This window comes from Thiorhodovibrio winogradskyi (genome assembly GCF_036208045.1).
Classification (GTDB): Bacteria; Pseudomonadota; Gammaproteobacteria; order Chromatiales; family Chromatiaceae; genus Thiorhodovibrio; species Thiorhodovibrio winogradskyi.
In genome coordinates, this window is sequence record NZ_CP121472.1 from 2987973 (window position 1) to 3000840 (window position 12868).

General features: G+C 57.4%; 7 protein-coding genes. 4 read left to right on the top strand and 3 right to left on the bottom strand.

Features of this window, described 5'->3' with window-relative positions; genetic code table 11:
* Positions 1-3: 3 nt before the first annotated feature.
* From Thiowin_RS13560 to Thiowin_RS13570, 3 genes are read right to left on the bottom strand one after another with little or no spacing between them, the layout of a single operon-like run.
* Positions 4-939 carry an HDOD domain-containing protein gene (locus tag Thiowin_RS13560; protein ID WP_328983540.1) on the bottom strand — a complete coding sequence of 312 codons (936 nt, stop codon included), beginning with the start codon at positions 937-939 and terminating at the stop codon, positions 4-6.
* Positions 939-2309, bottom strand: a complete 1371-nt coding sequence (locus Thiowin_RS13565) for a sigma-54 interaction domain-containing protein (protein ID WP_328983541.1) — start codon at positions 2307-2309, stop codon at positions 939-941. Before Thiowin_RS13565 ends, Thiowin_RS13560 begins: the two co-directional genes overlap by 1 nt.
* 11 nt (positions 2310-2320) lie before the next feature.
* Positions 2321-3217: a S1C family serine protease gene (locus Thiowin_RS13570; RefSeq protein ID WP_328983542.1), complete on the bottom strand. Its 897-nt coding sequence runs from the start codon at positions 3215-3217 to the stop codon at positions 2321-2323.
* A 310-nt stretch (positions 3218-3527) separates the two neighbouring features.
* On the opposite strand from Thiowin_RS13570, the gene prsT reads away from it, so the two are divergent.
* The 4 genes from prsT (at position 3528) to prsR (ending at position 12854) form a co-directional block, all read left to right on the top strand.
* Complete coding sequence (gene prsT, locus Thiowin_RS13575) at positions 3528-7205, top strand: XrtA/PEP-CTERM system TPR-repeat protein PrsT (protein WP_328983543.1); 3678 nt, start codon at positions 3528-3530, stop codon at positions 7203-7205.
* Positions 7206-7851: 646 nt separating this feature from the next.
* The gene (locus tag Thiowin_RS13580) at positions 7852-9249 is read left to right on the top strand and encodes an ExeA family protein (protein WP_328983544.1); all 1398 of its coding nucleotides are present in this window, start codon (positions 7852-7854) and stop codon (positions 9247-9249) included.
* Between the two features lie 117 nt (positions 9250-9366).
* A complete protein-coding gene (gene prsK / locus Thiowin_RS13585) occupies positions 9367-11472 on the top strand; it encodes an XrtA/PEP-CTERM system histidine kinase PrsK (protein ID WP_328983545.1) in 2106 nt (701 codons plus the stop codon).
* On the top strand, positions 11469-12854 hold the full coding sequence (gene prsR, locus Thiowin_RS13590) for a PEP-CTERM-box response regulator transcription factor (protein WP_328983546.1): 1386 nt from the start codon (positions 11469-11471) through the stop codon (positions 12852-12854). The genes prsK and prsR overlap by 4 nt, the downstream gene beginning before the upstream one ends.
* Positions 12855-12868 lie beyond the last annotated feature (14 nt).

Here is a 12868-nt window from a genome sequence, read left to right on the forward strand (position 1 = left end):
TTGTTACGGGGCCCTTGGTCCAAGGGGCGTTTCCGCCAAGGCGTGTTCTATTACATCGGAGCAAGCGGTCGGGTCTAGCCCCAGGCGCGCGAGGAAGCGGTCGTGATCCTCGGTGGGATGGCAGCCTCCGAGCCCAAGGCCTGATTGCTCGAGCAGACTGTCTGCCAGGCCGGTGAGCAGCACGAGCTGTTCATGATCGCCCTTGTAGGCGGGGTTGTGATGGTGGCGAACGGCGAGCAGGAGGGGTGCTGGCATCTCCCAGGCGTCGTAGAGCCACTCGCCGAGTTGGGTGTGTTCCACGCCCAGGGCGAAACGGTCGATGGTTGGCAGAGACAGCCCGGGGTTTGACGCGATCAGGCGGCTGAGGAAGTGGAACTGCTCGGGCAACAGATGGCCCAGCAGAAAATAGCCGATGTTGTGAGTGATACCCGAGAGCTGCACCAGGCCGAGTGGCAGTTGAATTGCCCCGCGTTGTTGCTTGGCCAGTTCTTGCATGACCAGGCTGCAGCGCAGGCCATGTTGCCACAGGCGGTCGCGGCCGATGGGACCCTGGTTGGGGGTGCGCAGTGGCGACAAGGCGGCTAGCGCCAGGGCGAAGTCCAGCGAGGTGTTAAAGCCCAGTCGGGTGACGGCATCCTGCACGCTGTCGATTGTTCGCACACCCCCATGGTAGGCTGAATTGGCGCGCCTGAGGATTTGCGAGGCCAGCAGGGGATCGAGCTGGATGGTCTCGGCGAGACTTTGTGCTGAGGCGTTGTCGTCATCGCGCAGCGCCCAGAGTTGTTTGGCGAGCGCCGGCATTGGGGGCAGTTCTTCATTGGAGCGCACCAGGGCGCGAATATCGCCGGGTGGCAAGTGCGCGAGCCGGCATCGGTCGACATTCGCGATGTTCCAGTGCAGCAGGTCAGGCTCGGGGATTACAGCCGCGTTCAGGGTCATCAGGGGCTCGGATGCTGGTTGGGAATGTTCTGGTTGGGAACATTCAGGCGGTAGCGCTTGAGCTTGCGGTAGAGGGTGCGTTCACTCACCGAGAGACCGGCGGCGACCTCCTTGCGATTACCATGGTGGCGCTGGAGCAAATCGATGATGTAGCGTGCCTCGGCCGATTCAATCGGGGAAAGATGCTCGAATGTCGCGGCCGTCTCGGCGGCTTGTACAAACTTATCTTGCTCAGAATACTCTTTTAGTGTGCGCGCAGCTACGCTGTTCGGCGCCTGCGGCAGACGGATGGACTCCTCGGTGATTTCTCCACTGGGATTGAGCGCCACCGCCAGTTGAATGATATTGCGCAACTCGCGAATGTTGCCGGGATAGTCGTACTGCAGCAGCTTGCGAATGGCCGCCTTACTGAGCCTCGGTAACCCCAGACCCCCCCGATTCATTTCTTTAAGCAAAAACTGCACTAGCTCTGGGATGTCCTCACGGCGTTCGCGCAAGGGCGGTATTTCAATCGGCAAGACTGCCAGACGGTAGAACAGATCCTGACGAAACCGCCCCTGCCTCGCCATGGCCGCCAGATCCTGATGGGTGGCGCTGACAACCCGAACATCGGCCTTGAGGCTTTTGGTTCCGCCCACTTGCCGGAAGAGGCCCGTCTCAAGCGCGCGCAGCAGCTTGGGTTGCTGGGACAGGGGCAGCTCGCCGATTTCATCCAAAAACAGGGTGCCGCCATCCGCTAGCTCGAACAATCCGGTTTTGTTGGCCACGGCGCTGGTGAAGGCGCCTTTGATGTGGCCGAACAACTCGCTTTCAAACAGGTCCTCGCTGAGAACGGTGCAGTCAACGACAATAAAGGGGCCGCTGGTGCGTCGCGACTGGCGATGAAGATGCTCGGCGGCTAGTTCCTTGCCAGATCCGGTTTCACCATGCAGGAGCACGGGTGCTTCGGTCTTGGCCGCGCGCTCTAGCTCAGCGAGCAGGGACTGGGTGGCTGGCGACTGGCCGAGAATTTTGACATCCGGGAGCGCCGGACCAAGCGGACGCAGATTCTCGCCCAGGTAAATGCGACCGTCCTCGTCGAGGATCGGGAAACCAAAAATCTGGGTGAACTGATTCGCGCCCGACGCCAGTTTGATGACATGGTTTTCCGCATAGGGCTCCAAGTCGCGAAAGAATCGCCGATGACGGCACTCCAGCTGCGGGACGGCGTCCAGGCTGCAGGAGTCCTGACCCACGATGGTGTCGGGAGACAGGCCAAAGGCGTGTTCAAACGCCTGGTTGATGAAGCGTATCTGGCACTCCGCGTCAACGACCATCAATGGCTTGCGTTGCCCCGCGATGAAGCGGGAAAGCGTGGCTGTGGGTGTCATGGCGGAAGACGTCAGTTCCAGCACTCGACTCTCACGACATACTCTCTGGCGCTTTCTAGCAACCGATGGGGTTCCAGGCGGTTGCTGCTCGCGGGTTTGAAGTCCGCCGTCACGCCATGGGCCGAGAGGAAGGCGCGCACCGCGGAATTGGGGATGGCGACGCCTTGATCGCGGACAATGCGCCCGGATTCCTGGTAAATCTTGCTGGTGTCCGCGGCGGCAAAGACCACGCCGACCACCTGCCCGGCGGCATTGAGCGCCGGGCCACCGCTGTTGCCAGGGCGAACGGCTGCATTGAAGGGGAGCGGTCCGGATGTGTTCGCGGAGGGTCTCAGGGTGCCTTCGGTCAGCAAGGGAATGAGTGGTGGCAGTCCTTGATTTGGATAGCCGACGATAAAGACCCCTGCCCCAGCCGGGTCGGCGTTTGAGGCGAATTCCGCCACCGCAGCCGGCTGCAACTCTCCTTTAAGGAGCGCGAGGTCTCTGTTGGGCTGCGCCGCGACGAGCTTGACACGACTGACGGTGCCGTTTGGCGATGAGATGGCAAGATCGGAGCAGTCTTTCACCACATGGGCGTTGGTGATGATCGCGCCCTGAAAATCGACAAAAAATCCAGCGCCAACGCCAGCGAGGCGTTTGCCGATGACGGATGACTCCTTGGCCTCCTCCATCGACTCGGCAATGTAGGCCCGGCGCTGCTCGCGGATGCGCGCGGCCTCGGCATTGCTGACGACGCGGCCCTCGCACTGATCGGCCCGGGCGCGCCTGACGATCTGGCGTTGGGGGTCCAGGCAATTGACCAGCTCGGTCCCACGCGGGCTCTGCGCTTGGACAACGCCGGCATTGAATACCAGCACCAGGTGCATGGTTAGGCACAAAAGTACCAAGATGACAGGATATTTCCTCATGATGTTGCTCTAAGGTCAGATCAATGTCAGCCAGTTGATGCCTCTTGTCGCATCCGTTTATCGAAAACCCCAATAGGCTAACGGATCCTGATTTGGCTGCGGTTTCGAGTGGTCAGGATATCGTATCCGGGAAGGGATCACATGGCTAAATCCGACGCGCGCCTCGCGCGCGCTCTTAAATGATATCCCTCTTATGGTAACCTTCGCCCATCACACGACTAAGATCCGGAGGGCACTTTTCATGAAGGCTTTCTTACCACGGCGACAGACTCCTCGGCCGGCGTTCCTTCTTGGGGCGCCGCTCCTACTGATGCTTGCATTCCTGTCAGCGGGTTGCGGAGGCGCTGCTTCTCCAGATCAAGCCCTTGCCCGCGGTCAAACCGCCCTGGCCGAGGGGGATTTACGCACCGCCGCGATTGAACTTAAAAATGCCCTGCAGGCAGACCCCGAGCGTGCCGACGCACGGGCCTTACTTGGTCAGGTGTTGGTCCGCCAGGGCGACGGGGTCGCGGCCGCCCTGGAACTGGAGCGCGCGCAAAATCTGGGCGCCGAGGCATCCCTGATTCAACCCTGGCTGGCCGAGGCATGGCTGCAAAGCGGCGACCATGCCAAATTGATTGAACTCGATAGCGAGGATGTGCCGCCTGGCACCCAGCAGGCGCGGATACTTGCCCTGCAGTCCCGCGCTTTGCTCGCCACCGGGGATCTTGAAGCAGCCGTGGCCAAAGCGACCAGCGCCATGGAGGCCGATCCGGCGTTGCCGGCCGCCAACCTGGCCATGGCTCAGGTGCAATTCGCACGGCAGGATGTTGATCAGGCACGGAAGGTCCTTGACGAGACATTGGCCGCGGCGCCAACGGATGCCGACGCGAACATGCTGCTTGGCGAAATCGAGCGCCAAACCGGCAATCTGGAGGCGGCAGAAGCGGCCTTCTCCACCGCCATGCAAGACCCACTGGCGGCAGCACGCGCCCAGCTCAATCGCGCCTATACCCGGATTCAACAGGAAAATTACACGGGTGCGCAGGAAGATATCACCAAGCTGCGCGAAACCCTCAAAAACAATCCGCTAGTCGACTATGCCGAGGGCCTGCTGTTATATTCGCAAGCGCAATATCGCCCCGCCATTGAACGCATCGACGCAGCCCTTGGCGCCAGCCCAAACCTGCTTCCGGCACTGCGCCTGGCCGGCGCGACCCGACTCGCGCTGGAAGAACCACGGCTGGCCAGGGTTCATCTCGAGCGCTTCCTGTCCGCTCAACCCGAGGACTCGGGTGCTCAGCGGATGCTGGCCATGGCGCTGCTCCAGCTTGGCGAGGCCAAGGAGGCGGAAGCCATGGCACGCACCCTGGTGGCCCGGGACAGCGCCGATGTGGCCGCCATGGATCTGCTCGCCAGTGCTTTGATGATGCAAGGTAAGCGCAAGGAGGGCACGGACTTTCTGCGCCAGGTCCAGGCCGCCGCGCCCAGTTCGCCAACTCTTGATACCCGCCTCGGGCTGGCTCTTCTCGACCAGGGCGACCAAGAGGAAGGTCTGCGCCTGCTGCGCGAGACGGCCGAGCGCAATCCGGAATCCACCGACGCCGTCGAGAAACTGGTGGCCGGCCTGGCGCGCACCGGCGACCTGGACGAAGCCCTTAACACCGCGAATGCCTACCAAAAGCAGCACCCTGATTCGGCGCACGCGCACAATCTGGTCGCCGCTGTGTATCTGCAACAGAATGAGTTGGATCAGGCGCGCGCGGCATTCGAGCAGGCGCTGGCGACCGAGCCTGGTAACCTCCCCGCGAGTAAAGCGCTCGCCGCCCTGGCAGTTCAGGCCGAGGACTATTCCTTGGCCAGCAACATCCTCGAGACCAGCCTGTCGCATCACCCAGCGGATCTCAGCCTGCTGATATCGCTCGCGAAACTGGGCCTTGCCCAGGAGGATGCGGACAGGGCGAAAATGTATCTGGATCAAGCGCTCGAGCGCCATCCCGACGAGCTTGCACCAAAGCTTTACATGTCAGCCTATTTCCTGCGGCAGGGCGACGCCAGAGAAGCGCTCTCCTTCGCGGCCGATGCTGTCGCTTTGGACCCTAGAAACGCCGCTGCTCTCGGGCTGCGCGCGGATGCGCAGCTCGCGTTAGAGGATTATCAAGCCGCCCGCGAATCCCTGCAGACTCTCAATGCTCTCTTGGAGAATCCCAATGCGCGTGTTCTTTGGGCACAGGCGCGCGCGGACTTGGCACTTGGTAACACTGAAGACGCCAAGCGTGCGCTGGAACAAGCCCATGCGGCGGCGCCCGAGTTCACTCCCGCTTTGCTGGCGCTCGGACGCTTGGCCATTGCACAGCAAAATGTCGCGGGAGCTGCCGAATACCTGTCCGCGCTCCAGGAGCAACTGGGCGAGAACCACAGGGATGTCCTGCTGATACAAGGTGATCTTGCCCGCTTGCAGGGCAATTTGGCAGGCGCCGATGACGCCTTTCGCGCCCTGCTTGATGTCAACGCGGACCTGAACCTTGATCAGGACACCGCCCTTTGGAGTGCCGCCGAGCAGCTGGTTCTGGCCTACGTGCGCGAGGGCGATCCCGAAGCCGGTCTGAAATCCGCCATGGAATTGGAGAGCCGTCAGCCTGACTCGGCGCGATTGCAAACACTGCTGGGATTGCTTTATCTGCGCGATCAACAGCCCGAACAGGCTACTGCAGCCTTCCAACAGGCCCTGGAGCTCGATCCTGGCAATACCAGAGCCATCAGTGGGTTGGTCTCCCTGGCGGTGCAGGCCGAGGATTTTGACCAGGCAAAGGCGCTCTATACCGCGGCCCTGGAGCAAAAGCCCTCGGATCTTGAGTTGCTAATCGGCTCGGCAAGGCTCGCCCTGCTTCAGGACGACCCGCAGGCGGCCGAGGCTTTTCTTCTCGACGGCGTTAAGAAAAATCCCGAATCCCCGGCGGCCAAGCTCTATCTGGGTGCCTTTTATCTCGGCCAGAATCAACCCGGGAAAGCCCTTGAGCTGGTCTCGGCGCCGGGCATCGACCTTGACAACTCACCACGCCTGCTCGCGCTCAAGGCCGAGGCGGAAATCAACCTGAACCAGTTCCGATCCGCGGTCCGAACCCTGCAAAGCCTGAATCTTCTCCAGCCTGACCAAACCCGGGTGCTGCTCGCGCTTGCCAACACCCAAGCTCGACTCAACGATTTACAGCCTGCCAACGAGACGCTGAAACAGGTTCTTAGGTTGGAGCCGCAATCCGTACCTGCCTTGCGTGGCCTGGTGCGCATTGCCCTTGCCGAGAAGGCCCCGGCGGAGGCGGAAGCACGCATCGCCGCGCTCAAAGAGCAACTTGGCGCTGAGCACGATGATGTGCTACTCCTTGAGGGACAGCTGGCGGAACTCAGTGGCGATTCCACTCTGGCCTTGGCGAAATATCGCCAGATCTTCGACCAGTCACCGACGCCGGCGAGTCTGCTTCTGGTCGCTCGCAGCCTGGCTCGCCAGGATGACATGGACGGGGCGCGCGAGGCTCTGAAAAACTGGCTCGCCGAGCATCCGCAAGACAATCGAATTCGCTTTGAACTCGCACAGCTTGAACTCAACGCGGGAACAACCGACCAAGCCATCGCGCAATACCAGGCATTGGTCGACTCGGGCGTGGACAATGCCGTGGTTTTGAACAACCTGGCATGGCTACTAAAAGACAGTGACCTTGACAGGGCTCTTGGCTACGCACGCCAAGCCCACGAGGCCGCACCAGAATCAGCCGACATCGCCGATACGCTTGCGATTCTGCTTCTCGCGAACAAGGATATTGCCGAAGCAAGACGCTTGATAGACATCGCATTGCAGGAAAAACCCGACAATGCCAGCATGCTGTATCACAAAGCCCTGATTTTGAGCAAACAGGGAGAGCAGGAAGAAGCTCGCACGCTGGTTGAACAGGTGCTGGCCAACTCAGGGGATTTTCCAGAGCGTGAAGAGGCGGAAGACTGGCTGAATCAGTAGTAGGTCGGCAGCCGGCCTTCCCAGATTTTTTCAAAGACTGTCTTGCGTTTAGGATCTGGGAGTGGGAAGCCGGCTGCTACTTGAGCGGTTAGCGCGAACCTTGCGCTTTAGCGGGAGATGCCCTGAATCGCAGGACCAGTGCGATTTGACTCACGTAAGCATTTCGAGACATTGGAGATCACTTGCTCGCGAAAGGTACTCGGCGGTCTGACGGATTCCGACGAGCGACGGCTTAAGTATTCCGGATCGGCGGACTTCTTCATACTGGGTAGGCTGAATCGCATTCTGATGCCCTCTTCCGAGATGGATGACTGACTGGATATTCGGGTGGCCTGGCCGAGCGGGAGCCTGAGTTGTAAGGGGCTCCTTGTTCTGGTCGCGCTCTGGTCGCGCTTTGGCCACTGGCCGCTTAGGAGTCAGCACGATACTAAGCAAATTTGCTGCCAATCTTAATTTCGGCGCTCGGGGCTGCGTTCTTGCTAGCCTGCTGAATTCAAGGATACACCTCACGACCCAGGGATGACAGAATCTGTCAGTCTCGCGACCGGAAGTGGCAGCACCCATGACATCAATCGTCTGACAAGAATGCTGTTACCCCAAACTCACCCGCAAAAAGCTTCGGCCCTTCAGAGAGCTCGCGACCATTATGTTTGAAAGCTTCTACGGTTTGCGCGCGGACCCTTTTCGCCTGACGCCAGACCATCAATTTTCCTTCGAGCACGAGCATTTCTCCAAAGCCAAGGCTTACATCGACTATGCCTTGGTGCGCGGCGAGGGTTTTGTGATGGTCACCGGTATGCCGGGGACAGGCAAGACAACGCTGGTCGCTGACCTACAGGCACGCCTTCCGGTTGCTGAAATCACCACGGCAACCATCAACTGCACCCAGTTGGATGCGGAAGCCCTGCTGCTCATCTCGGCCTATGAGTTCGGCTTACAGGTCGAATCGACCGCCAAAGCCGTCCTGTTGCGGGAGTTAATGGCGTTTTTTCATCGCGAACATCATTCAGGTCGCCGTGTTCTTTTAATCATTGATGAAGCCCAAGACCTATCTGTCCAAGCACTCGAGGAACTCCGGCTGCTGACCAACCTGCAAAGCGCTGGCCGACCACTGCTGCAAATCATTCTGCTGGGTCAAAGCTCCTTGCTGGATTTGATTCGGCGACCGGAAATGCTTCAAGTCCACCAGCGTATCGTCGCAGCGACTCATCTACAAGCCCTGACCCCGCGGGAAACAATCGAATATGTTCGCCATCGGCTTCTGAAAGCTGGGTGGACAGGCAGACCAACATTTCGCCCTGGCGTGCTCAAATCTGTTTATTCATACAGTCTTGGAGTTCCGCGGCTGATCAACCAAATCTGCAGCCGAATGCTGCTGAGGGGCTTCAGCCTCGAACTGGTCGAAATCACCAGACACGATGCATATCAGGTGCTGCAAGAACTCCAGGAAGAAGGCCTGGTCCAGGCACCCCGTTCCAGTCACGAGCAATCGCCTCAATCCCTGGCCCTTCATTGGTCTGAAATCGACCACGGGCTCTACCCGGAAAAGCCCAGCACCCATTCAGTCAATCAAATTCTAAGCGACAAACCGCTTAATCAGGCGCCGCCACAACCAGCAGCGGATTTGCAAGCTCAAGCCGACGAGCAACGGCCGAACACCGCCCATGCGATAACAGCGAATCCATATTCCGAGCCGCCTATTCCCGCACAGGAGGATCCGGAGTACCCAGCCACGGAGAGCGCGCAGTCCACGCCGGACGCTCTGGAAGAAGTATCCACAGATAAAAAACCCATCACTCCTATAACTGCCGAGACTCCCGTGACTGTGAATCAAGGCACCAGTCATCCAGAAGACCAGCCCACTATAATCCGACCTTTCAGTGTAGGTAAATTGGTCATTGCGTTTCTTGCCCTCAGTCTTGTCTTGATCAGCTTTTTGGCTGGCATGCTGCTGTCAAATCCACAGCCGCGGGCTGAGCTCATGGAGGTGATTTCAAGGTATGCATCCTCGGCGATGGACTTCTTGCAATCAGCATTTCAATGATCGACCCGGCAGTCTTTTCATACCCTTTGTTTTTCTAACTCTTGCATACCGGTCGCATATTTCTGATGTCAGGCTGAATATCCTCATTTTTTTGTTTCCGCATCCTGAGCCAACTTAATGGTCAATGTTGCCTCCCTGACTTACCTCGCCGCACTCATACCGTCCGGTATCTTATTTTTATTGCTCCTCACCGCCTGGCGGGGCCGACTACGAGGACTTTCCGCCCTAATCGGAATTGGCGGCATCCTCCTTTGGGCCAGCGTCCAGCTCCTGGCAAGCAGGCAGGTTACAATCATCAGTGCCGCCATCCCAGTTGCTGACGCCATCCGCAACCTTGGTTTATTTTTTCTCCTGACCTCTGCCTTGGCTCCACTGATTACTAGGAAAATACGCCTTTTTTGGTATGTCGCCATTACTTCAACCCTGGTACCACCTCTTGGACTGGTGATTCTTCCGGACACTTTTCCCAGCCTCGCAACTGTTTTCTCCCAAACAGCAATTTCCCGGCTCTCGCCCTATTTTTGGCTGCTTCAAACCATTCTTGGTTTACTGCTTGTTGAACAAGTCTTTCGCAACTACCCATCGCCCCAGCGATGGGCGATCAAACATCTGTGTCTCGGAATCGGAGCCATTTTCGCCTACGATCTGTTCTTCTTCTCTGACACAATCTTGTTGCAGCGCATCGATGAGCACTTATGGCAGGCACGGGGGCTTGCCACTGCCCTTGCCGTTCCCTTCATCGCCGTGTCCCTGGCCCGCAATCCTAGCTGGTCACTTGATATTCACATTTCTAGAAGTGTTGTATTCCATTCCGCGACCCTTCTTGGATCAGGTGTTTACCTGATGGCCATGGCACTGGCTGGCTATTATGTCCGCGCATTTTCGGGTGCCTGGGGCGCCACACTACAAATTGCCTTCCTCTTCGCCGCGGGCTTGTTTCTTTTAACACTGCTCTTCTCCAATCATCTTCGGGCGAAATTCAGGATTTTTCTGAGCGAACATTTCTTTAGTTTCAAATATGATTATCGTGCTGAATGGCAAAGATTCACTAACAACCTGGCAGCAACCGGTCACTCAACACCCAAATCCATTGTTGAAGCACTGGCCGAAATTGTAAACAGCCCGGGCGGGCTCTTGTGGGCCAAGACCGAACGAGGCAATTTTGAGCCAATCGACAAAATCTCAGCCGCGGTCGAGACTCAAGCTCCACTGACGCTAGAGACTCCCCTAGTCGACTTTATGAGCCGTTCCGGCTGGATTATTGACCTTGCAGAACTACGCGCCAAGCCGGACCGCTATGAAGGGATAGACCTTCCAGAATGGATTTTTGAAGGTTCTGATTGTTGGTTAGTCATTCCCTTGTTTTTTCGCGCGGAGTTAATCGGCTTCGTTGCTCTTATCCGATCCAAGATCATTCGCCACGTCAACTGGGAAGACCGCAGCCTTTTGAAAACCGCCGGTCTGCAGGCCGCTGGCATGTTGGCACAATACCAGTCTGACCGGGCACTGATGCGCGCACAACAGTTTGAAGCCTTTAACCAACTGGCCGCCTATGTGGCACATGATCTGAAAAATCTGTTAGCACAACAGTCGTTGATTGTGACAAACGCGGACAAGCATAAGCATAATCCAGCCTTCATCGACGATGTTATTCTGACAATCAAGAACTCCGTTGACCGCATGGAACGTCTGATGACGCAACTCCGTCACGGCAAGCGCGAGTTAGAGTCGAGGCGATGTATTATAAGCACTGTTCTTGCCGAGGCCATTAGCAGATCTTGCCCTACACCCCCAATTCCTGTACTTAAGGTTGCTGATCAAGATATCGTGGTGATGGCCGACGAGGAACGTTTGATCACCTCACTTGCGCATTTGCTAAAAAACGCGCGGGAGGCAACATCAAGCGATGGTTCGGTTAGCGCTGAACTTCTGAGGGAGGAAGCGACGGCCATCATCAAAATCTCCGACGATGGTGTCGGCATGTCTGCTGACTTTGTCACAAATCGGTTATTTAAACCATTTGATTCGACTAAAGGCCTGACGGGAATGGGTATTGGCGCCTTTGAGAGTCGCGAATATATTCGTGCCTTAGGCGGAGACCTGCAAGTCGACAGCAAGCCAGGTGAGGGCACCCTTTTTACAATTCGTCTCCCCTGCCCTTCCAACCCCAAGGAAGCAACCGATCATCCTGCAAAACCACTCGAAGAGGGGATTTTCGGATGAGTCAGTCAGCACCGCACTTGTTAATTGTTGAAGATGACCCTGGTTTGCAAAGTCAGCTGCGCTGGTGTTTCGATGGGTACCGTGTGTTGATTGCAGGCAACCGTGCAGAGGCTGTGGCGCATGTCCGCAAACACCGACCGAGTGTTGTCACCCTCGATCTCGGTTTGCCACCTGACCCCGGCGGAGTCAGCGAGGGCATGAGTACCCTTAGCGAAATGATTGCCATTGCTCCGGGAACAAAAATTATTGTTGTCACAGGCAATGATGATCGCTCCCACGCCGTGAAAGCCATCGGCCTGGGTGCTTACGATTTTCATCTCAAACCCATCGATGCGGGAATGCTGAAGCTGGTCATCGACAGAGCTCGCAACTTGTTTGAGCTTGAAGCCGAGAATCAGCTATTACAGGGTGGCAGTTTTTTCGAAACGCCATTTGCCAATTTAATCACGAATAGCGATAACATTTTGTCGCTCTGCCGCGATGTCGAAAAGGTTGCGGACACGAGTGCAAACGTGCTTATCCTTGGCGAAACAGGCACGGGAAAGGAGCTTTTCGCCCGCGCCTTGCATAACCTGAGTTCTCGCGCCTCATCCCGATTTGTCGCTGTGAACTGCGCCGCGATACCCGAACAGTTACTGGAAAGCGAATTATTTGGACACGAGAAAGGTGCTTTTACCGGCGCAAGTGGCCAAAGCGTGGGAAAAATCGAGCATGCGAACGGCGGGACTTTCTTTCTAGATGAAATCGGCGATTTACCTATCTCTCTTCAACCAAAACTGCTAAGATTCTTACAAGAGCATGTTATAGAAAGGATTGGTGGGAGAAATGAAATCTCGGTCGACTTGCGCATCGTCTCCGCCACCCATAGAAATCTCCCTGATCTGGTCGCTGGCGGCCACTTTCGAGAAGATCTGTTTTATCGCCTGAGCGAAGTCATGATTGAGCTCCCCCCCGTCAGAGAGCGCCCGGGAGACGCGGTTATCCTCGCACGGGCTTTCTTGAAACGATACAATGCGCACTTTGGCAAATCGCATCGCGGCTTCACCCCCGAGGCTGTCAGAGCCATTGATCTTCACGCTTGGCCTGGCAACGTCAGAGAAATCGAGGGTGCTGTTAAAAAGGCGGTTGCCATGGCGGACGGCCCCGTCATTTCCGCCGAGGATCTCGGCCTCGCCTTGGATGGAATCGATACACCAGAGACCACCCTAAATCTACGCGAGGTTCGCAAGCAGGCTGAAAAGGCTGCGATCCAGCAGGCATTGGCAAGGGCCGACGGTAACCTTTCGCAGGCGGCCAATCTTTTAGGCGTTACGCGGCCAACACTGTACAACCTGCTTGAAAAGTATGGACAAAAACCGATCGAGAGCCAGCACCCAAAGTGAGCAGGCTGCACTTC